Source organism: Actinoallomurus sp. NBC_01490 (assembly GCF_036227085.1).
Taxonomy (GTDB): Bacteria; Actinomycetota; Actinomycetes; order Streptosporangiales; family Streptosporangiaceae; genus Actinoallomurus; species Actinoallomurus oryzae.
The window spans coordinates 5,068,472-5,092,666 of the sequence record NZ_CP109433.1; the positions used below are offsets into that span (position 1 = coordinate 5,068,472).

Sequence of the window (24,195 nt, forward strand, 5' to 3'; positions counted from 1 at the left end):
CATAAGACCTTTTTAGATTTCCTCGCTATGTTCATATGGTCGATTTTTGATGTAATTGTGCTGTCTCGTTGCATCTTCAGGAAGAGCTGATCATGCCCTCGCAGCAGTCCAAAGACGCCGATTCGATGGCCAAGGGCATCGTGTGCCTTGACGAGGCCGCGAACAAGATTCGCAGCATCGGTACGTACGTCCAGAACAATCGTGAAACGTTCGCGTCGCACTGGGTGGGAGGTGCCTCGCAGTCGTTCGACAAGGCTCTCATCATCTGGCTGGAGGACTTCCAGGAGATCCTCAAGAACATCGACAACCTGCGGGAAACGCTCGCCGGCGTCGACAAGAACTGGAGCAACACCGAGCAGGACAACTCCAGGAACGCCCTGCAATGGATCAACGGAATCCTCGACGGGACCCCCGGAGTCACCAAGACCGGCGGCAACTGAAATCGGCGAGTACTCGGAGGTAGACCAATGGGAGCCATCTCGGACGGAAGCTTCTTCGTCAACCACGCCGGCTTCAACGAGGCCGCCGACTCCCTCCAGCAGGAGTCGAAGAACATCCAGCAGGTCCTCGACGAACTCACCGCGAACCTCCGGCCGCTGGTCGAAACCTGGGTCGGCGAGGCGAAAGACGCGTACCAGATCGCGCAGACGAACTGGAACAGCGCGGTAACCGACATGGAGGGGACGCTGATACGGGCGTATCACGCTTCCCAGGAGATCCATAACAACTATATCGTCGCGGACCTTCAGGGCAGCTACTCCTTCCAGGGGCTCGCCTGACGAAAAGCGTGCTGAAGCGTTCTACCGAGAGGCGGATGCGGTAAATGGCCGAGCAGGAGAACAGTGATCTGATCGACGAGATCGGAGATGTTCTCGCGGGCATGCACGTGTCGAAGAAGGCGATCAATGCCGTGACGAACGGTCTCGGCAAGGGCGGCACGAACGCAAGGAGGTTGACCGGCGGCGGCGCGTCGCCGGGGTACTCCGATGGCCAGATGATGTCTGGCGTGCCCTTGTCGGACATGTCGCCGGGAGACGCCTCGTCCGGGAGCACGCCGGCCGAAGACGCGTTCCCCGCCGAGGGCGGGGCCTTCTCCGATGATGACCGAAGGGCGCTCCACAAGGCTCTGGCGGTGATCGGCGACGACGGCACCTCCTCATCGCACGGCGGCCGGAAGTCCCACGAGCATCTGTTGGACATCAACGATCACTCGGGGAAAGCGCATGACATCCCGAGCATGACGACGCACGATGACAAGGTCGGCGACATCGACGTCCACACCGCCAGCCTGAAGATCGACTCGGCCGACGTCGAGATCGTCTCGTTGCATCATGGCAAGAGCGAAGTCGAGATAATCGACGTCGACGCGGGCGACAAGCATTTCGAAGTGCTCGATATCAAGGACGGCAAGAAGGAGAAGGTCTTCGTCATCGACTCCGACGATGACGACGAGGACGACGACGGGCGGGGCGACGACGGGCAGGACGATCAGGGCTATCCCGACCAGTCCGATGGCGACGGGGGCCACGGCGACCAGGAGAGTGACGCCGAGGAGCCCGGGGACCAGGGTCAGCTGGACGAGGTCGGTGGAGGTTACCCGGGGTCGGGCCGGCGTGGGAGCAGCAGCCCCCCGCTCGAATCCGGCCGTGCGACTCAGGCGCCGCTGATCACCCCTGCGAACGGCGCGGTCCAGGGAACGCCCGCGGTTTCGGGTGCACCGGCGGATGAGGCGGGGCAGCCTGGCGACGGCAGTGACGGTCTCTCGCAGAAACTGGTCGAACCCGGCGACAGAGCCGGTGCCGCGGTGGCGGCTCCATCGAGCAGTGGCGGACAGCACGATGATGGGCAGTCCAACGGGGGCGAGCACCACGATGGCGACGGCACCGACCATGATGGTGACGGCGATGGGCGGTCTGGCGGCGATGGGCAGTCCGACAGCGGCGGGACCGGGCGGCCCGATGACGGTAAGACCGGCAAAGAGCACGTCGAGACCCCGCAAGAGCGGCAGCGAAATGCCGCCAATCAAGGGAACGACGATCCGGCGAACGGCAAGATCACCAAGATCGACGGCGCTTATCTGAATCTCATCCAGGCGAAGCACAAGACTCTGGCCGATACCGTTCACAACAGTACGGCGAGACAGCTCCTGGTCGGATTCGTGGGAAACGGAACGCCATATTCGGAGTCGACGAGGGGGGCGTCCAATTCGCCGCCGTCGAGCCAGGCCGGTGAGCCGTCCGCATCTTCGGGCAATGCCGACACGAAGCTTCTGGCCGGTAATACGAAATGGGCTCCGGCTCAGGCGTTCAAGACCGCGTTCGATGCGACAGCGCTCGACGTCGTCAACCAGATGAACTGGTTCTATGGCTTTCTCGAACGAATGTCAGACGACATTAAATGGCAGGCGCAGAACTTTTCCGATGCGGAAGAACATAATGGGATGACGGCGCAGGATCTGGCTGGAATATTCAGCAACATGCCGGAGATCGGAGACTCCTCGATCCCCGGAGCGAGCGATGCGGTAGGCCTGCTTCAAGACATCATCCTGAACGGTCAGACGTAAGGTCAATTCTCCCTGAAGGGAGAGGTCGCGTGGGGGAAAAGAACGAGAAGACCTATGACGCCAAGCCGCCAGAGGTCACTTTTGCCGATCCGCCTACCGCCGCAGGCCAGGATGTGCTGTGGGAGCAGGTGCTCGCGATCCTCTCCGACCCGGGCGACGGTGGTGGAACGATGCCCGCTCCACCGAGTCGTAAGGTGATTTTGCAGGCTCCGTGGTTCCAGTATGTCTTTTCCTCCTATTATAAGATTTCGCCGCCCAGAGGTCACCACCACGATCGCAACTACAAGCGAATGATAGCCGCCGGACCGGCGACGACCACGGATGGATTCGGCTTCATAGCCTCCGACTTCATCGACAGCTACAACTTCAACGCCAGAGACGAGAACGGCGTGGCCGCGGTGCCGTCGGACAGCTCGTGGTATCAGTTCCACCATAACTCGCTCCAGATCATTAACGGGCTGTATGCGAATCAGAGCAATAGCTCGGTCAGCCTCGCATCGCTGACCGACGCTTTCAACGGCCTTTCCGGTTTCACCAATGATCTCGTGACGGATCACGGATATATACCAACGGTCTCCCAGTGGAGAGATGAGATCGCCAAGCCGGATACCGAATGGGACGGGCAGGCCGCCGGAACGTACTGGCATATTCTCGATGGTCTCGTGCACTCGCTGATATCGCTTTATAACCAGATGAACAGCGGATCAACGGAAATGTTGAGCGCCGGCAGCGAGAAGACCAACCTGCAGGCCAATGCCGTGGACAAGGTGAAGCGCGGTATCACCGACGCCCTGGCGCAGTTGCGAAGTGGCTATCAGGCGTGGGTGAGCGGAAGATTCTTCTACCCGGACGAAGCTCTCGCTCATGCTATTGACACCGTCACCATCTTGAACGAGCCGGTTGCGCAAAGGCATCATGAGCGCGGCCCGGAGGTGGAGTTCACCTTCCCGGCCACCGCGACACCGGACGGACCGACGAGCACCTACCGTGGAGACGTCAATCCGGCAGGCTCGTTCTGGACCTATCTCGAGCAGGCGGGAAAGAACATTTGGTCGGCTCACCTCTCCCAGACCCTGGACAAGGCGGCGGTGCAGGCCTATCAAACGCTGAAAGACGCCTACACTTCGGCGACGACGACGCTCACCCATATCGTGCGGCCGGACGGGATCGATTGGCAGGGTGCCCACGACCCCAACATGACCACGAACAACAAGCACGCGCAGGACGATGCTAAGAACGGCGACAACGCCGGTGGATCCATCGGAGACCTCAACGGTATCCTGTCCGATTTCGGCAATGATCTCAATAATGGACTCGACAAGTTCGGCCAGGGCCTGGGCGACCTCGGCGACGGCATCAATGATGGCTTGGGCAAGTTCGGTGACGGCGTTGACAACTTCGGGGACGGTATCAATCAGGGTCTGAACAATTTCGGCAACGACTTCGGCAATGTCACGCCGCCTGGTGGAGGCCTTGACACCTCCTCCGTAGGAAATATCGCGCCGGGCGCGTACACCCCGACGTTCAGTGGCAATGACACGCCGGCCGGAGGCGGTATCTACGATCAGAACGGGGATCAGATCCCGGACGCCACGATCGATTCCAACGGCAACGTCCTCACCCCGAACGGCAGTGTCGTACCGCCGATGGCGTACGGAATGAACGGAATGCCCATCGCGGGCGCGCACTACGACAAGAACGGCAACCTCGTCGACGGCACCGGCGAGTCCATCCCGGCGGCCGCCTACAAACAGGACGGCACGCCGATCGCCGGGTCCCACTACGACGACAAGGGCCAGATCGTCGGTCCGGACGGAAAGCCGATTCCGCCGGTCGCCTACGACAAGGACGGCACGCCGATCGCCGGGTCGCACTACGACGCCAACGGCGACCTCGTCGGCGCGGACGGAATGCCGGTCTCCCCGGTCGCGTACGACCAGGACGGCATGCCGATCCAGGGGTCGCACTACGACGCGAACGGTGACCTGGTCGGTCCGGACGGGGAGCCCGTTCCTCCCGTGGCCTACGACTCCCACGGGCAGCCCGTCAGCGGGTCGCACTACGGTCCCGGCGGCACGATCGAAGCGCCGCCGGTCTACGACGCGAGCGGCCACGAGATCCCCGGAGCGCACTACGACGCCCATGGTCAGCTCGTCGACGGGAGCGGACAGCCGATCGCCCATCCGTACGACAAGAGCGGGCACGAACTCCCGAACGTCGCCTATGACAAGAACGGCCACCGGCTCACCCAGCCCGGCACGGTTCAGCCGACGCAGTTCACCCCGTCGGAGGAGGGCCCCACGTCCGCCTTCTTCAACGGGGGCTCCAGCGGCACGACGCCGAACGCCGGGGTGCAGGGCGTCTCACCGCAGATGGTCGACGCGGAGGGGAATCCGGTCGGTTCCGATCTCGGCAGCCCGTACGGCACCGGCGGCGTCAGTCCGTTGGAGAGCGCCGCCGCGGCGTCGAGCGGTCAGCCGGCCGCGTCCGGCATTCCGATGTACCCGCCCGGAATGGGGATGGGCATGGGCATGGGCGGCATGGGAGGCATGGGCGGGGGCCAGAACGGTGAGCGCGAGCGGACCACATGGGTCGCCGAGGACGAGGAGGTATGGGGCACCGAACCGGATCTGGCCCCGGCGGTCCTCGGCCGGCCTAGACGTGATTCCGACAAGAAGGGGGAGGGCCGTGGAATCCCATCTACAGGAGGAGCTGGACGCCGCGTTGGAACGTCTGGCGGAAACAAGAAGCCGAGCGGCCGAGGCGGTGGCAAGCCTCGAACGGCGGAAGGCGACCGCGACGTCCACGGATCACATGGTTAGCGCCACCGTCGACAGCCGCGGGGTACTGGTCGGGCTGAAGTTCAACACGACCAAGTACCGCACCATGGCTCCGGCGCAGCTCGCGGCGGCCATCACCGAGGTGGTGGGGGAGGCCAACGCGGAGATGTCCACCACCGTGGACGAGATCCTGGCGCCGCTGCGGGACATCGGGAACACGCGCAGGCACCGGATACCGCTGCCCCCGGACCTGGCCGATCTGTTCGAGCGGATGGGCGTGCGTGTCGGTGGGTTCGCCGGGCGATCGGATGAGACCGGAAACGAAGAGTAGGAGTTCGTCATGGGTGTGACCGGTGGTGTCCCGAACGAGATCGCCAGGTACTCATACCTGATCACTCGGCCGGCCGACAGGTTGAAGCGTTTGCATGAGACGGTGCTGAGCTCCGTTGAGTCGGCCGGTGATTTCTACGGCTCCGATGACCCCACCGGAAAAGCGTTCATGCTGTCCTTCAAGCCGGCGGTGAGCGGGCTCGGCATGAGCGTGGATCTGGTGCACAAAGGGATGAAGGACGTCGCCAAGATGACGATCGAGGTCGCTCAGCACCTCTATACCGCCGAAGAGAACAGTAAGAACCAGGCTGTTCAGCTGGGTCGTCAGGTTCCTTCCGGAGGGAAGGGGCCCCACGGCGGTGACCGTCATTAGCGTGTGATCTGACGTGTCTGCCAAGGTTTATCCAGATCCCGAGATCCCGCCGGGTTTGCGCTGGATCGTCGAACTCATCTGCGCCACCACGTTTCCGTCGTACAGCATCAGTACCGGCGCCAGGCTGGAGAATGATTTCACGGCCTTCGCCGCGACGATCGGGGAGACCTTTCCGAAGGACATACTCAACGCGATCAGCGGTGTGAGCAGCGCCGGGGCCGGTGAATGGGTCGACTACTTCACGCAGGTGATGCGCAAGCAGTTCCTTTCCGGTGAGGGGCCGCTGGAGGAGCTGAGCGCCAACGCGCTGGACATCGGCAAGATGCTCGGCGACACCAACGGGAAGGTCTCGTTCACCAAGATTCTCTTGCTGGCCCAGGCGGCGGAGCTTTTCATCGAGCTGATGGTCGCGGCGATTCTGGCGTACTTCACCGGCGGCGCCTCGGAGGCGGCGGCGGAGGAGAACGTGGCCGAGGCCCAGGCGTTCTGGCGTGTCCTCCTCAAGTGGCTGGTCGACAACGTCGGCCGTCCCGTGGCCATCAGCACCGCGATGGCGGAGGGCCTCGCCATCACCGCCGACCTGGCCTCCGGCCGGGGGGTCAACGGGGAGGACCTGCTGGAGATGGGGATCGGCGGTGCGGCCGGCGGTGCCATCTTCGGGATCGGCGACGTCATGGTGAGGAATCTCGTCAATCACTTCGTCACCGACGTCAAGTCCGTTCTCCAGAACGATCTCAAACATATCTTCGATGATCTTCCGCCCGGCGCTTTCGGAGAGGGTTCCTCTCTGGGGGACGGATTCTCGGGTGACCTCGCCGGCCTCGTGGCGGACCACGCGCCGAACCTCACGTCGATGGGTGACCACCCGCCACCCGCACTCAAGCCGGAAAAGGTGGACGCGCTCGCGAACGGCTACGGCGACCTTTTCGCCAAATATTTCGCCGATCTTGTCGACTCCGACGGAAACAGGCTCGGTAGTGATACTGCGAAGACGATCGGCTCCGATTTCGGCAAGAAGATCGGTCTGAATCTCGCTGATCTCAAAAGGGCGAATATCTCACCGCTTCTCACCGATGCTTTCACGAACCACGCGGCGTACTTCAACGAGCCGCTGCGTGACGCCCTGACCCGGCGGTACCCGATCGCGATCACGCGGTCCCTCGACGAGGCGCGGCACAGCCTGCGTCGTTATGCCACACAGGGCCTGGGAAACGCCGCCAGCGACTTCGTCAACGGCGTGTTCTCGTCGTTCGTGCAGACGGCGATCTTCGACCCCGAGAACATGTCCTTCGACTGGAAGACCGGACTTCTCAACATCGGCGCCGGCGCTACCGCCCGCTATCTGCCCCCGATGGCCGCCCGGTACATAAGGCGGCTCGGGTTGACACCGACCCTTCCCGAGATCGCCATGGGCCCGCCCAGAGAAGGCTCCGGCGACGCCCTGCGGGAACCGGGCGGCGGGGTGCACACGGCCACCCGCCCGCCGAGCGTACTGACGACGCACGGGGAGAATTCGCCGGTCACCGACGCGTCGTCGCGGACGCACGTGGACGTGCCGGACGTGGACGCGGTGTCCGTGGCGACGCTTCAGGCCGAGCACATCGGAGAGGTACTGCAGGGAGCAGGCCAGAAGGGCAAGGAAGCGGCACGCTTCGACACCGCCGCTCTGAGTCGGCCCATCGAGGAGGGGACGGCCGCCCACTCCGGCGCTGCCCGGGCGAGTGATTCCCGGACCGCGCGTCCGGCCACTTCGCCGGTGGCCGGCTCTCGCCCGGCCGCTCGGTCGGAGGGGACCGCCGATCGTACGGCGGCTTCCGTCCAGCCGTTGGCGGCGCCATCCCGACCGACGGTACCGGGTCCACCACGCCATTCGCCGCCGTCGGCGGCGGATCCGACCGTCCATTCGGGGGCGTCGACGCCTCACGATCTCGGGTGGCTGCGGCTGCGCCCTGATGAAGTCTCTTCGGAAAAGGCCGTTCAGGCGGCGCTCGACCTGGCGAAGATGCCGCCGCGGGATCGGGAGGCCGTGCCGGCTCTGATGCGGCCGTGGGAGCGGGTGCGGCTGGCGACTGATCAGGGTTTCGTGGAAACGCTGCGCAGGACGTTGCTCGGTCACGCGGGTGCCGGGACGCCGGAGAGGGCCAAGGCGCTAGGGGAGTTCGTGGCGGTGGCGACGAACCTCATGATCGATATTCCGCCAGGGATCGAACGGCCGATCGCGGCGAGATCCGCCATGCACAGGATTTTGAAGGTCGTGCTTCAGAATCCAGACGTTGCGCGGACGCTGCTCCTCAAGGGGCAACGGTTCCTCCCGGTGCCCAGGCATCAGACGCTGACATCTTTGCCGGAGTTCAGCGCTTTCGATGGCAAATTCACTAGCGGTGGTTCCCCGTACAACCATGTTCGGGGGCTTCACTATGGACTCATCACGGGCATCAGCGAGGAAAGCCTTTTTGGTGAGTTCGGTAGCGTGATGGTCCCCAAAGCGGAGGGTAAGGACACTACGGTTCATGAGGTTGCGCACTCCCTGCATGAGCACGTGCTGAGTGACGAGCAGAAGGAAGACGTGCGCGCCGCGTACCGGGAAATGCTTGTTTCCGGGGAGGGGCCTAACGGTCCACGGTACAACGCGATTGGCATGGAAAGCTATGCCTTCACAAACGAGTATGAAATGTTCGCGGAGGGGTTCGCTGCCTGGGTAGGCGGGCATGCCGGTAACGACCTAATAACTGGCCTGCCGCACAACGACCGAGAATGGGTCCGGCGTAACATGCCGAAGCTGGTGCCGATTTACGAGTCGTTGCTCCCCGGAGATGTCAAATTCTCTGCGCCGTTAAATCCGCGAGAGAGTGCACGAGCGGAAAATAACGTATTCTTGGGGCTCAGAGCATTTTGGGACCGAGTCGATGGCTCCGGCGGAGCTGAACCCGCTGCTCATGTTGGTGCTTCGCCAGGTGTGCGTACCGATGAGCACCTGTATGTGAACGACGACCCTGATGAGAAATGGGTCGGTGTGATCTACAGCTACGACGACGACCACATTCTTCGCCCCGATCGGTGGGGCGCGGTTTCGCGCAATGATCACTTCCAGTGGATGAACGATCCGGTCAACGGTCCGATAGCGGTCGCGCACATGTTGCCAAGCCAGGCTGCCGGATCGGCGCGCGTTGTCGGCGACGGACTGTCTCGTTTTGAGGTGGAGATGGCAGTGGAGGCGGCACGGTCTGAGAACTACCAGACCGTGCTGCTGGAAGCCAGCTTCGCCGAGCATTCGCTAAGAGACACAGGGCAGTGGCTACAGCGAGAAATCGCTGACCGATACGGGATCACTATTGTGCGGCCGAGGGGCCGGGTCGCCCTGACGTCAGAAGGACCGGGTACGCGTGGCATCCTCCACTTGGATGCCGATCCCAATGATGGGGAGCCGGCCGGCTGGGAGATGATCCGGCCGCGCGGGAACGGGCCGGTCCGGCTGGAGACCCACATCATCAGAGGTCCCATTCGGCGCTGGGAGGAGCAGTACCCGTCACCGGATCATTGGCTCGCTCCTTTCGAAGGTCCCCCTGCGGACTGGGCGCACGAACCCGGAAGTGTTCCACCGCCCGGGGGGAGTACTGCGCAGCCGCCGGGTCACGGTGTGCCGCCGTACTCCGCGCAGCACTCGGCGACGGGCCTGGCTCCCGGTGGGTCCGGTCATCCCGCTCCGTCCGTGCCGACCGTGCCGGCCCACGATGAGATCCTTCCGGCGGAACCGATCGTTGGGCGGCTGCCGGGCGATGGCAGGAACCCGGTCGAGCGGGCGTTGGCCAGAGAGGTGTACGGCACGGCTGCGCCGGGCGACGGTGCCGCCCGAACGCTACGGCGCATCGTTCAGATCGCACGGGAGGAGTATCTCCTCCCTGATGTCCGGAACGGAGCGGATCTGGCGCCGGTACTGACCGGCGTATTCGGTGAAGACCACGACTGGAGTGTCCGTGAGTTCGTGGACCTGGTCGGGCGGGCGATGGCCGGGACGGGACGTGAGGTCAGTGCTCACGATCTGTTCCGGTGGTCGGAAGCGGAGCGGCTTCTCTACGACTTGCAGGAACATGACGCGGAGATTCCGGAAGCTCTTACCGTTTCGGCGCGGCATGTCTTTGATCTGGTCGGGTTGCTGCGTGAGGGGTGGCCGGTGGCGGCCGAGCGGCTCGACGGGCCGGTCGGTGTCGATGATCTGTTGCCGTTGGTGCGGGAGACACTGGATCCGACGGCGGACCGGGTGACCACCGATCACCTGCGGGTCCTGCTGAGGACGGCGCAGAGGATCGACGGGTACGGCCATCGGCTGACGGTGGCGGCGCTGGAGCAGCACGCGTGGCAACCCGACGTCGGTGGGAGGTGGAACGGTCGCAGCCGGCTGGCCTTCGCCCGCCGGCTCGTGAGCGCGGATCGGCACCTCACCCCGGAGGAGGCCGACGGGAGGCTGCGGCAGGCGTACGCCGATGCGAAGCCGTGGCAGACGTACGCCAGGATGCGGGGGAAGCTCGTCAGGCGGAACCCGGCGACCCCGATGGCGGACGCCGTCGCCGACGCGGTCGTTCTGCAGCATCTGGTGGACGGCCGCGTCGACCTGGCCCGGAGCGGGCGGTTGCGTGAGCTGCACGTGCTGGGCGACCTGATCCGGCAGACGCGTGGGGACGAGGACGTTCGTTCACCGCTGACCCGGCATGACGTCGAAGCGTTCGTCGGACGCGTGCTGGGGCCGGACGCCGCCGGTGATCTGCCGGAGAAGGTGTCGGCGACCGTCGGGCTGGCCGGGCACCAGGTGCTTCCGGTGCAGGCGGTGGTGCGGCGGGGCGCGTTCGACCGGCTGGCGAAGGCGCACGGGATCGGGATCGGCGAGAAGGCGAAGGCCCGAGCGGTTCTGGGGTTCCCGCCGCGGTTGGGCAGCGGGCGTGCCACGGAGCTGCTCGCGTTGCAGGCTCAGGTGTACGGGCGGGTCGATCCGGGCCGGACGGATCAGTTGCTGGGGTTGTACCGGCTGGCCGACCTGGTGCATTCGCTCGACCAGCGGGCGTCGCGCGAGGGCCCGCTCGGCCTGGAGTCCTTCGACGGGCTGAAGCCCGCGCTCGGTTCCGCCGCGGGCGACGACCGGGCGGCGAACATCAGGGCGCTCGCCGGCGTCGCCCCGGATGCCGAGCTCACCCCCAGGGGGCGGCTGACCTTGAGCGCGTTGTGGCGCGCTTACTGGATCTCGCGGCGTCCCTCAGAGATCCCGGTCAGGACCGAGATCCGGCGCGACGCGCTGGAGACCGAGCAGCAGGCCGCGATGCAGAGGCTGTTCGGTGAGGAGATCTCCGACCCCGTCGACCTGACCGCAGGCCCCGAGGAGACGTTCCACGGGCTGGAGGCGGTGGTGGCGCTGGTCCCCGGCGAGTACGCGGATCTCGTCGCCGGGGAGCCACGTGACGGAAAGCCGTTGCCGGATGTCCAACGTGCGCACCTGCTCCCGGTGGTACGGCGCACGCTGGACCCGCAGGCCACCGAGGTCACTCTGCAACACGCGAAGGACTTGGCGCAGGCCGCCCGTGATCTGCGGGCACGGGGCCGGGAAGTCACGCTCACCAACCTGGAGGGGAGGCTGGCGCCGGACCGCGACCGGAACACGTGGGCGCGGAGCCTCATCGAGCAGGCCGCCGGGCGGGTTCCGACCGCGGGCCGGCAGCCGCGGACTCTCCAGATCGGTGTCCGGCGGATCAATCTGAGCTTCAAGGCGTCGAAACGGCTGACCCTGAGCACGGCCACCCCCGACGCGCTCGCGTTGCAGCACCTGCTGGACGGGAAGCTCGCCCTGGGACGGCGGGGCCGTATCGCCGAGCTGTACCTTCTCGGACAGCTGCTGCGGGACGGAACCCAGGACCGTACCGCCCCGCTGCCGCCGTTGCAGGCGGGTGACGTGCGTCGCATGGCCGCGGATGTTCTCGGCGCGGGCGCGCCCGTGAAGAACACCGATGCCGCCGCGGAGCTCATCAAGCTCATCCGGAAGGCCGGGGCGCCCACGGTCGCGGCGGTGAAGGCCGCGCGTGCCACGGAGTCGGTCCCGTCCGCCGACCCGTGGCGACGGTTCACCATGGTGGGCTGGAAGGGGCTGGTGCCGGGCGGGTCCCGGCGCGTACGGGATGTGTCCGCTCTGCACCGCGAGCTGAACATGAACGTGCTCGTCTCCTCGTCCGTGGAGATGACCACCTCTTCGCCCGCGGAGCCGGCGGTCGTCCGGTCCGAAGCGGTGGCGGTCGTCCAGTCCGAGGGGTCGGCGGCCGTCCAGTCCGAGGGGTCGGCGGCCGTGCGGTCCGAAGCGGTGGCGGTCGCCCGGCCCCAGGGGCCGGCGGTCGGCCGGTCCGCGGAGGTGTCGGCCGCCTCGGCCGCGGGGCGCACGGCCATTCCGTACGCGGCGCTGGGCGCGCTGGTGGACGCGTTGCGGGTCAGTGAGCCCGGGGTGCGTCCGCACGGTGATCCGGTGCGGCTGGGTGACTTCGAGCGGTTGAGCCAGGAGGTTCTGCGGCGGCCCGCGACCGTGGAGAGCGTGCGGGAACTCGCGGGGCTGGCCGGAAAGGCGGCGAGACGCGGTCCGGTGACGCCTGCCGCGATGCGTACGGTGGCGGCGTTCGACGCGCTCCGGAAGGAACTGGGCCGAGAGGACCTCGGCGAGCTGGGCGCTCAGGTCCAGGGGCTGCGCCGGGACCTCCCCGACGTCGCGGCGGCGATCCGGGCGGGCGACGGCGACCCGTTCGAGCAGATCATCGATGCGATCGGGCATCTCTACCGTGGCAAGGTGGCCAGGCTGGAGGGGCCGATCCGCCTTCCGCTGCTGCGGCGGCTGGTCGAGGACGTGACCGGCGAGACCGAGATCACCGCGCACGCGGTCACCGAGATCGGGACCCGATGGCGGGAGCTGCGCGACGCCGGGGGACCGCGGACGCTGTCGCGCCTGCGCGCAAGCTACACGCCTGCTCCCCGAACGGCGCCGGTGGACCACCCCGAGCCCGCGCGCGAGGGAAGGGTCACCCGGTACAACCGCAGACTCCGGGTCTGGGTCGCGGCGGCCGAACGCGCGGTGGCACCGCTGGCCTGGACGAAGCGCGAACAAGACCATGTTCCGGACACCGACCCCGGTACGAGGGCGCCCGGGCGGCAGAGTGACCTGGCCGAGGTCAGGCAACTTTTGATCGACGAGGGCTGGAACCGGGCGGTACGGCTCACCGACGACGGGAGCGTCCCCGCCGACGCCGAGAAGCTCACGGTCGTCGGCCTGGCGCACGACGTCTACGACGGGTTCCCGGAAGGCGTCGAAGAGGTGGTGGAGTCCGGAAGCCGGCCGTGGTCCCGGGGGATCGGTGCGTTGTCGCAGATCTTCCAGAAGGAGTTCGCGGATCGGTACCGGCAGGTGGAAGGGCGGCTACGCCTCGATGATCTCGCTCCGATGCTGGAGAGGCTGGCCGGCCCGGAGGCGGTCGACCCACAGCGCCGCGAGCGAATCGAGTCGCTGATCGCGGCGGCGTCCGGCCTCGCCGAACCGACCATGGCGACGCTCGCCGCCGCGATGCGCGAGCGAGGGGACCCGTGGCAGCAGATGGTGACGCGGATGGCGGCGCACACCGGGGGGGACCAGGGCAAGGCGGCGAAGGCCGCGGCGTTGTGGGTCCGGCTCAGGAGGGCGGATTCGGCGCTGCGGCCCGAGGACATGGCCAGGCTGGTGGAGGTCCAGGAGCGTGACCACCCGGCGAGCGGCCAACGGTCGCCGTTCGACCTGGATGGTCTGTACGCGCCGATGGTGCGTGATCTGCTCGGCGGTGCGGAGGCCACGCACGGGAACCTGCGTGCGGTGGCGGCTCAGCTCAAGGCGGTGGCCTCCTCGTCACGGGAGTTGCCGTCCCGCGTGGACCTGCGGCGCGCCGCCATGGAGAGCCGCTGGAACCCGGCTCTTCCGGGCGGCGATCCGAACCGGCGTGACCCGGCCAAGGTGGCGGATCGCAACGAGGAGATCCCGGGGCTGTCCTACTACCGGGACATGTCACCGGAGGACTTCGATGCCCTGCACCAGTGGATCAACGACCTGGTGCCGGGCGCATCGATCAGCAGGGAGACCCTGCTGAAGGTCCTGCGGTCGGGGTTCGGCGGGTTGCGGGACCGCCGGGCGCGGCTGCCGGTCGAGGTCGATGGGAAGAAGTACCTCATCGAGCCGAGCATGCACGCCGTCGAGTCGCCGGCCCGGGTGGGTGATCCCGAGGACGTCAAGCTGGAAAAGCGCGCGAACATGACCACCGACCTCGGGCCCGGGAGCACCAGAAGGAAGGGCTGGGCGGCCGGGCCGGAGGGGCGGGGAGGGCCCGTCGTCGGCGAGCACGGCTTCTCCCTCTCGTTGACCGCGGGAGGTGGCGGCAGCTACGGCAGGGAAGGGGGCAACGACTACCAGCGTTCGGTGGGTTCCTACAACTACATGAAGCCCGCGGACAAGTCCTACAACCTCGTCGTTCGTGCTTTTTGGGCAGCGAAGATCAACGAGGTCGAAACGGGGCGTTGGCGGCATGAAGAATGGCGCGTGAACGGCGATCGGAAGATCACCGATGTGCGGCTCTACACGCCCAAGCACCTCGGCGAAAAGGCCGCGGACGGGAACCTGATCGAACTCGACCGCGACGACGTCGCAGAGCTCGACCTGGCGAACAAGCATTACATCGTCGAGGGGACCACGGTCATCGGGGACCTCTCCCAGTCGCTGCGTGCAGCGCTCGGTGACAAGGAGTACCTGTTCTGGGAGCCGGAGATCGCCGCGTTCATCAACCAGGACGCGTTCGCCTCATTGGTGGTCCCCGCGCACACGGCGCCGGCCGCGGGGGACTGGCAGTCGCTTCCCCGCCTGCCCCTGCGGAAGGGGAAGCGCTGGCTCAACATCGCGCTCGGCGCCGATGCGGTCGCTGCGAAGAAGTTCGGGGCTCCGGTCAAGAACATGCAGTTCGACCAGCTCAAGCAGCTCATTGAGAAGAGCGCGTCCGGTGCCACCAAGAAGTGGACGTTCAAGTTCATCACCGTCAGTAAGCTCAAGCTCTTCTTCGGCACCGTCGCCGACCGTTCGCGGCTGAGTCTCGTCTGGACCCGGGACCGCTCCTGGTCGAATTCGCACCTGCAGACCATTCAGCGGGCGATCCGTGCCAAGGACACCTCGCAGGTGTATGCGTTGTTCTCCGACTATCACCCGTTCGTCAGCTTCGGCGACGACCGTACGGGGACGGTCACGAGCCTCGCTCTGGATCCGGTGCGCGGCAGCGCCCAGATCCGGCTCCGGGAGGCAGAGGTCAAGGGGACCAAGCTGCACTTGCTCACCGGCGAAGAGCGGCAGAGTCTCGCCGACGAAAGGCAGCAGAAGTCCTCGAAGGCGCTGCGTTACAACACCACCTGGTGGATGCGTGGTGAGTATGGGCTGGGACACGGCACACCCGTCAGGCTGACCGGGATCGAGAACCTGTACGACGACATCGTCGCGGGTGGCGTGAAGGCGGGGCTGCTGCCCCGCGCCGCGCTGGGGCCGGAGGGGCGTACGCCCTGGCAGCACCTGCAGACGCTGGACCCGACGGGTGACGCGCTGACCGTCGACGACCGGCTGCACCGGAACTGGAAGACCCTGGTCGATGAGATCGCGGAAAAACCGCTGATCAGATCGATCGACGACCTCATGGGCACCGGAACGGTCACCGAGCTCGAGGCCGCGGACGGCGCGATGCGCCCGATCCGGACCGCGTTGGTCTTCGACGCCGATGGCGAACCTCGGGCGTCGGACAAGTACATGCCGATCGACATCAACATCGGCGCGCACACCAACACGGTGTTCCACGCGAAGGCCTTCCAGAAGGAGGTCATGCCGTTCGAGGTCATCGGCACGGACTACACAGAGGGCGCGGACGGGCAGCCGAACCCGGGGGCGGAGCGGGTCCAGACCCGGAGCCGGCGGAACACCAAGAAGATCAGCGACATCACCTCGATGACGGTGATGACCTACCTCCGCAGCGAGGGGGACAGCGTCCTGTTCGACCGCTCGGGGCGGTATGTCTGGTGGCTCGATGAGCACAAGATGGGCACCGTCAAGGGCGGCGCGCACATCTGGTACGCCGAGAACCTTCTCGACCGCGACGGCGACGGAGCCACTCCGTATCGGCCGCTCGACACCACCACGGAATCGCCGCTGCTCGGGAAGGAATTCGCGGGTTCGGCCGTCCCCACCGGGCTGGACGAATTGCAGAGCAAGGTGATGGCAGGCCTCGGTCGCGGCCATGAGACGGCGACCAGAAAGGGAATGGGTAACTCGCGTTTCCGCACCGACACGTCCCGGATCTTCGCGGCGGGTACCGATGTGAGCATCGGCGGCAAGGTCGTCGGATGGTCCGCCGAGCCCATCGGCAAACCTCAGATCCTGAAGTTCCCCAAGTCGTACGCCGAGGCCAACCGCGAGGCGCAGGTCGGCCGGACGGTCGACCAGGAGAAACGTAACGAGCGGACCTCCGGTACCGGGGCGGGGCACAATCCCGACCTGTCCAGCACTTCGGAGGGTAACCTCCTCGCGACGAGGACCGCCGGAAAGGCGACCGTCGCGTTGAAGTCCGAAGGGCGCACCGACGGAAACTACCGGACGGCGACGAATACGTTGGAAATGGCGCTCGTCCGCACCGCGGTCCGCCACTCGGTCACGCTGCCGAACGGGCATGTCGTCAAGCATGATGGCGAAATGATCGCCGAGTTCTGGCCGAATAAGATCTTCGCGGACCCCGAGTGGCGGAACAAATGGGAGGACCTGACCGGCAAGGCCGAGGAGTTCGCGAAGAAGCTCAAGCAGCCCAAGATGAACCTGACTCCTCCGCCCGCCTTCCGCGATGGAATGGTGGGAGAGGCCGGTTACGGCAGCAAGCTCGGGCAGCTGAAGGACCTGGGCGATGAACTTCAGTACGTGGCGCTGAAACTGGACGGCCCCGGGCTGGCGGCCATGGTGTCGTCGGCGGTCGCGGATGCTCCGATGGCCATGGTGGAGATGAAGGACGGCGGTTGGAGCCGTAAGTTCGGAGTGGGCGCCACCGAATACACCCTCATCCTGGACGCGAGAGAGCTGACAGAGGCCGAGCTCGGCGAACTCTTCCTGAACGGCGGACTCAAGTCATACAAGCGAACCAACCACATCGACGGCCAAAAAGATGGGCTGTTGTCCAGCAGCCAATATCAGTTCACCGGTGTGACTCCGACGCCGTTGAAGGGGGCCCCGATCTCCGTGCGTGGTTACGGGGCGAGGCAGACAGCGGACGGCGAGATCGGGCGGGTGGCGGGGAACATGCTCGTCATGAAGGGCTTCCGCCCGAAGGCGCTCGCGGAGTTCGAGCAGCCGGCGCTCATCACCTACACGTTCTTGAAGAACGGAAAACCCGCCTCGTACGGCTCCGTCGTCCACAAGCACGCCGCCGCCGGAGAGGTGATCGAGGACATCTCCTACCTGCTTCCCCTGGAGGGGACGACACTCGACGGCAAGGAAACCGGAAGAGTGGACATCCCGCTCGACATCAGGCCGTCGGCCATGGACGAGATCGCTCCGGTCGACTTCCGTGTGATGAAGGCGCTCCTGCGCTCGGTGGAGAACGCCGGTGGGCGGGATGTCGCGGCGGCGTCGGACACGAACGCCCTCACCCGTGAGAAGTTGGGGCCGGATTTCTTCAATCTCGCATCGTCGAAGCACTACGACGCCGTCACGAACGGTGGCCGGACGGTTTCTCTCCCGGGCGGTGTGACGGTGAGACTCGCCTCACTCGCGGCGCGGCGGATCTACGCTTCCAAAGACGGTGAGTTCGAAAACTACGACCACGAAACTCAGACCGCCGGCAACGAGCTCTCCAAGGCATCCAGGAATACCGTCGGATTCCTCGTTAAAGGCACCGGCGAAAAGCCGGGAATCCCGGTCAAGTTCCTCGGCTATCTGGGCGGGAGCTACAGCCGTTGGAAGTCGGCCTCCGACGCCCGGGGAATGAGCAGCGAGTCACGCATCTGGAGGCGCCAGATGCGCGACTTCTTCAAGGTACTCGCCGCCTTCTCCCTCGAACTCACCTTTCCCGGGGGACGACAAGAGACGGTCGACGGCCTCACCGACATCGGCGCCACGACGGAAGGCGCCCTCAGCCTGGGAATCCCCCAGAGCGTACTGGACCAGGCCCTGGACGACCGCGACAACCTGATCGCACAGATCAAGGAGCACCTTGGGGCCGCCGCCGCGGACACGCGGCCGAAAGCCGTGACCCCGGCCCCTCCCGAGGTGATCGCGGAGAGTTCGCGGCAGAACGACCCGTCCACCGGCACGGATCCGGCGACGCGGACGGCCCCGGGCGAGGAGGCGCCCGAGGCCACGAGCCGGCCGCCCACGCCAGGCGAACCTCGGCGGACCGAGGCACCGAGCGGCGTCCGGGATACGTGGCTGTCCGCCGCGAAGACCTTCCTGAAGACGCCACTGTCGGCATCGCTGAAGTCGATCACGGCCGGGAAACCGGTTGCGGAGCCGGGCGGTGGGCGGGGTTCACGGCAGGTGCTGCCCGGAGGTCCGGCCGGCGGGTCGCGTGATGTCGGAGCCGAGCCGTTGGCGTGGGGGTGGCCGATCGGCCACGAGTTCGTGGTCACGGTTCCCCGTCGGGGCGTCGGGGGAGCGCGTCCGGGGACCGAGGACGTGGGCTCCGGTAACGGGGTGCGGCGCTGGGGCGGTCGTCCCCGCGTCGTGTCGGACGTTCCGGTCGCGGGTACCGGGATCGCCGCCGGGAAGGGGCGGCTGGAGCGGCCGGCGCCGTTGACGTACTACCGTGCCGTGACTCCGGAGCGGGGCGAGGGGTCCGGTTCGCGGCCGGTGGAGTTGACCTACCGCATCAGCGGCGACGGTGAGGTGATCTTGCCGGACGGGTCCGCCGATGGTCAGGCGTTGGATCCCGGGGGCTGGGTGCGGTTCGGTGATGATTTCTTCCATCCCGAGTCGGGCGCGTTCCTGCGCGGGGACAACGGCTGGCTCGGCCGGGTCGGCAACGCCGATGAGTTGCGCGCCGCGTTGGACGACCCGATGCTTCCGGATTTCGCGACGGTTCCCTACCGGCTTTCGGTGGACTCATCCGCCCTCTACCTGACGCCGGCCGCCGCCGGTGACGACCCGACCGTACGTATCGCGCTGTCGGAGGCCGGCCCGGCCGAGGCGTTCCACGCCGATCGTCTTGCGGCGCTGCTGGGCGAGAGCCGGGTGGACGTGGCGGCGGTCATGCGGCAGCTCCGCTACCGGCGTTCGGTCGGTGATGGCCGGTCGGCCGACTCGTTGGACGAGGCGTTCGGGGCGCGCTCGGGCGGGGTCTCGCTGGTGGGGGCGGTGCGCAGCGCCGTGGAGCAGGGGCGGGCGCCGGCGTGGCTGGTCGGGCGGGTCGAGCGCTATTTCGGTCTCGCGGGAGTCGATGCCGCCTCACCTGGACGGATCGCGGTCGCTCCGGGGGAGTCGCCGGCGTCGCATCCACGGATCGTCGAGTTCACCCGTGATCTGCACACGACGATCGCGCGCGAGGACGTCGAGGGTGCTTTCGCCCGGCTGGAACTGCTCGACGGGGACCTGCGCTCGCTGTGGGGTGTCCGCGGTGCGTACCGCAGATTGTTCGGAGCGTCGCTCGAGCAGGATCTCCGGGGTCTGTGGCAGCAGCAGGACGACGCCGCGACCTCGGACGATGACACGCTCTCAGCCGACGACCCCGAAGGCGGTGGGTTCTCCGAGCGGTGGGACGAGTTGTGGCCGGCCGGTGCCGCCGACGATCTGTTCGGCGGCTCCCGTCCGGAGCCGGTCCCGTGGGAGCAGACGGCCGCCTGGTATGACCGGCTGGCCGAGTTGGACTTCCAGCACCATGAGCTCGGCGCGGTCCGGATGCCCTACGACCACGTCTCCGACGGCTGCAACGTTCGGGCCCACCTGGCGGCGATGCGGCTGCTGGAGTGGGGCGCGCCGGTCGGCAAGATCGCAGTCAGCCGGTTGACCCCGGAGGGCGAGCCCGGCCTGGGCCTGCCGTCGGCCGACGTCCCGGGTTCCCTCCAGGCGACGGCGGCGCGGTGGGCGTATCACGTCGCCCCGGTGGTGTGGAGCAAGACGAAGAACGGGGCGCGGGGGTGGCTCGTCGTCGACCATGCGTTCGAGCGAGGAGCGGCGCGGGGATCCGGTGACGGCGAGCGGCCGGGGCTGCTCACGGTCGGTGAGTGGCTGGCGAAGATCGGGGTCGATCCCGGGAACGACCGGAACCTGTTCGTGGAAGGCCCGCTGGACGATGTCCAGGCGGCGCTGCGGGAGGAGTACGACAAGGCCCCCTCGACCTGGGAGTACAGCGAGGAGGGGCCGGACCCGCTCGGCCGGGCCGTGGCGGTCATCACGGAGGCTCGCCTCTCCGGGCACCCCATGGGGGGTTCGGCCGCCTTGGCCGACATCGACGCGAGCTATCTCGGTCAGACCGACGAGCTCGTCGAGCACGCCCGTGCCATGGGCGAGCTGCGGTACGCCCGGCGCGCGACGCGGATCCTGGAGGAGCTGCGGTCGGAGCGGAACGAGGGCCGTGTCACGGCCGAGGAGGCGGCCGGTCGGCTGACCGCCGAGCTGAGCGGTCACAGCCCGAAGTACGACACGCTGACGCTCTATCCCGAGCTGGGGGACCTCCTCCACGAGGTGCTGGGCGATCCCTACTACGAGCTGGTCGCGGGCACGCTCTTCCCCGAGCCTTCGGATCCGTTCGCGGACATGCCGGTGGAGGAGGTCCGGGAGGCGCTGGCCCGTACGTCCCTGAGCGCGGACGCGAGCCAGGCCGGCAGCCCGCTCCGGCCGCCCGAAGAGTCGCCGGTGCCGCCACGGTGGCCGCGCTGGGAGAGGCCACCGCGCGTCGCATCCGGCCTGCCGGGTGATCGGCCGACGGCCGTTCGGACGACGCCGGGTATCGTCTCGCCCGCTCAGAGCGATCCCGTCCCGCGGGTTCCGATCAGGTCGGGTGACGTTTACCGCCACGGCGACTGGCCCTCCGTACGGGACGCGTACGAGCGTGACTTCACCCGGCTCGTGGAAGCGGATTCGGCTGTGGCCGGTGCCGCTCATCGCGCCCTGCGCCGCCTCTATACGACGCTGATCCGCGGCATGTCCCCGGACGAGGCCGCCATCGGATTCTTCGCGGACCGGCCCGAGACGGCCGGTGGCTCACCGGCGAAGGAGCTGGAGCGGCTGTTCGGCGAAGGCTTCTCCGGATCGAACCTCAAGGAAATCCTGACCGTCTACGAACGGGCGGTCCGGCACCATCGCGACGCCCTGACCCGAATGTTCGGGGAGATCCGGTACAGAAGAAACCCGCGTGGTGATTCGTGGCTTTCTGAAATGCGCGACGCCCGTGGCTACTCGGTGCGCGATCTGCCGCCCAATGAGAGCGAATGGCTGTTCCGGGTTTATCGGAATCTGGAGGTCGCGCCCAAGGATCGGCCGTTGTTCTTGCGGGCGATGATGGCCTGGGGCGGTTCCATCGCGCAGCCGGTGTTCGACACCTTGCTGGCCTGGCGTTGGGCCGGGCTCGGTGAGGACGCCCCTCATTCGGTGCCCGCGGAGGTGCTCAACACCGAGGCGGCCGTTCTGTACGACTGGCTCGACCGGAGGTTCGTCCGCGATGGCGGAGCCCGCTCACCGGCGGGACCGGGCCCCCTGATACCTCCCCATCGGAGGCGGTACGAAGAATCAGATGAAGCCGATGAAAACGCGTTCGACACGAGAAATTCCCCGACGCCGGAACTCGCGTACGTCCCCCGTACCGGGTCGAACGAGCAGGGAGCGGGCGGCCTTGTCCAGCAGTTCGACGAGGTGCTCAATCCGCGCTGATGCGTCGATCGGTCCGAAATCCGGAACACGCGATGGCATGGGGCGGCACGGTCTCGGCACGATGTGACGGCCACGGGTGTGCGTCCGATTCATGGTGAACCAGTTAGGAGAGGCGCGTGAACGGCAGAGGTGACGAATCACCCGAAACATCGGCGAGCCCGGCGATGCCGCGCGGCAGGACCGGGAGGCTGGGACGAATGATCCGCAGGCCGGCGCGGAAGAAGGCCACTGCCCGGGTCGAGTACGCGCGTGCCCGCGTGGAGCACCCCCGGGCCCGGCCCTCGACGTGCGTGGTCTGCGGCGGTGCGTTGGATCTCGTCGGTTCTCACCCCGTGTCGAAGCCGGGCGACGGTGGCGCACGTGCCGACGTGGCTCTCGGGCGGCGGAACGCGGCGGCGGGCACCGGTGAGACGCTCGTCCCTCGCCAGGCCGCCGCCGACGAGAGCAGAGCGGCCTGTACCTGCCGTACGGAGGGTGGCAACGTCACCGCGCCTGGGAACGCCCGCGTCAACGAGGCCGGCTTCGTCCTGCGGCCCCCCACGCCCCGGCTCCTCCCGGATCCCGCGGAGCCGCTGGAGCCACTGTCGGGGAGGCCGGTGAAGGCGCCGGACGCCGCCGGGCCACCGTCCGAGCGGCCGGCCGGGTCCGGCGACGGCTCGGATGAGGAACCCGCATCGGCCGCCGAGGGGTCGCCTGGAATCGCCGACGGCGTGGCGACGGCCGTAGCGGAACCGGGCCCCGAGACCGATTCGGATGCCGAGGCCGAACCCGGGCCCGAAGCCGCCGGACAGCCGTACGCCGCATCGGAGGCGCAGGCCGAGCACGGGGGCCGCGATGAGCCGTACGCGCACGCCGCGGCATCGGAGGCCGGCGAGGCGTCCGCGGCTCCCGCGATCGCCGAGGTGCCGGATCCGGCGACGGATCCCGGCGAGTCGTCGGTGCTTCCCACGTCCGTCGCGGTGCCGGACCGGGAGATGGAGCCCGCCGAGTCGGCGGTGCTCCCCGCGTTCGTTGCCGTTCCGGACCCGGGGACGGGCTCCGCCGAGTCATCGGCGCCGCCCGCGGCCGCCGCGGACGGCGGAAACGACGACGTGAACGGGCCGACCGACACGGACGGGCGCCGGCCGGCACGGCCGCCCGCGCCGATGCTCGCCGCCGCGGTCCTCGTCGGGATCGTGCTCGGATCCGTTCCCTTCGTGGTCTCGCGGGTGAACGTGAGCGACGACGACGCGCAGCGGACGGCGAGTCATGACATCGCCCTGGGCGGCACGGAGTCCGCCCGTCCCGGGGCGGACGGCTTCTCCGGCAACAGCGGCTTCATCCCCCGCGTCAATCGGACGACCTCCGCCGCCGCGCCGGCGGTCGGGCGGACCGACCGATCGCCCACCCACGAGGCCCCCGGCAGGTCGTCGGGCTCTGCCCGGCCGACCGAGCACCCTTCGGCGACCACGGATCCGGACCGGACGAAATCTCCCGTGGACAGGGTTCCCCTGCTGGCCAGAACGCCGTCCGGCACGAAAACGCGCTCGGAGCCCGAAAAGTCACCGACCACCAAGAAATCGCCGGCCGCCGAAAAGTCACCGGTGGCCGGAAAGCAGAGCGACGTCCAGACGAAAGACGAGAAGAACCCGGCCGGCGATCGCGGAAACGCGGCCGCGTCCGCCGACCGGCCCGCCGTCGCCCCCGCTCCGGCTCCTTCTCCCACCCCGTCGGAGGAGCGGCCTCTGGAGCAGGTGGCCGGCCCGGGCTGCCAGAACACCGCGACGGCGTCCTACCAGGAGCACGGCCGCTACGAGGAGGGGAAGGACGGCTGGCTGGGAGGCTCCGGAGACGGGCCGGAGTGCGGCGGAGACTACGCGTCGGTGCCGATGTCCGGAGACGCCGATGTCGCGGACCCCGACATCTCCACGACGTGGACCTTCGACCCGGGCCCGAGGAGGCTCTGCACGCTCTACGTCTTCGTCCCGCGCAACACCGACGTCTCCCTGGTGGGAGGCGACCCGACGCACTACACCGTGTTCGCGGGCCCGGAGGGGAACGGCGACAAGATCACCGACTTCATCGTCGACCAGGTGAACTATCGCGGTTACTGGATCGCGCAACGGGAGTTCACCACGGACGGCGCCTTCACGATCCGGCTCGACAACCGGGGCGTGGACTACGCCGGTGACCAGCCGACCTACGCACACCACGCGGCCGCCCCGATCAAGGCGTCCTGCCACTGACGAGGAAGGAG

The 24,195-nt window shown here is 67.3% G+C and carries 8 protein-coding genes; all 8 read left to right on the plus strand.

Translation table 11 applies throughout. The annotated features are described in order from the left end of the window. Positions 1-68 precede the first annotated feature (68 nt). On the plus strand, positions 69-440 hold the full coding sequence (locus OG417_RS23895; protein ID WP_329260168.1) for a WXG100 family type VII secretion target: 372 nt from the start codon (positions 69-71) through the stop codon (positions 438-440). Between the two features lie 27 nt (positions 441-467). Beyond that, positions 468-779, plus strand: coding sequence for a WXG100 family type VII secretion target (locus OG417_RS23900; protein WP_329260170.1), 312 nt, complete (start codon positions 468-470; stop codon positions 777-779). A gap of 44 nt (positions 780-823) precedes the next feature. After that, entirely contained in the window at positions 824-2,563 is a 1,740-nt protein-coding gene (locus OG417_RS23905) for a hypothetical protein (RefSeq protein ID WP_329260173.1), read from the plus strand. Positions 2,564-2,592: 29 nt separating this feature from the next. Next, positions 2,593-5,385: a hypothetical protein gene (locus OG417_RS23910; protein ID WP_329260176.1), complete on the plus strand. Its 2,793-nt coding sequence runs from the start codon at positions 2,593-2,595 to the stop codon at positions 5,383-5,385. Further along, a complete protein-coding gene (locus tag OG417_RS23915; protein ID WP_329260178.1) occupies positions 5,330-5,674 on the plus strand; it encodes a YbaB/EbfC family nucleoid-associated protein in 345 nt (114 codons plus the stop codon). Before OG417_RS23910 ends, OG417_RS23915 begins: the two co-directional genes overlap by 56 nt. A gap of 9 nt (positions 5,675-5,683) precedes the next feature. Further along, positions 5,684-6,046 carry a hypothetical protein gene (locus tag OG417_RS23920; protein ID WP_329260180.1) on the plus strand — a complete coding sequence of 121 codons (363 nt, stop codon included), beginning with the start codon at positions 5,684-5,686 and terminating at the stop codon, positions 6,044-6,046. Between the two features lie 13 nt (positions 6,047-6,059). Continuing rightward, positions 6,060-21,959 (plus strand): protein-glutamine glutaminase family protein, encoded by a 15,900-nt coding sequence (locus OG417_RS23925; RefSeq protein ID WP_329260182.1) that lies wholly within the window; start codon positions 6,060-6,062, stop codon positions 21,957-21,959. A 197-nt stretch (positions 21,960-22,156) separates the two neighbouring features. Continuing rightward, positions 22,157-24,184, plus strand: a complete 2,028-nt coding sequence (locus OG417_RS23930) for a hypothetical protein (RefSeq protein WP_329260185.1) — start codon at positions 22,157-22,159, stop codon at positions 24,182-24,184. Positions 24,185-24,195: the final 11 nt, after the last annotated feature.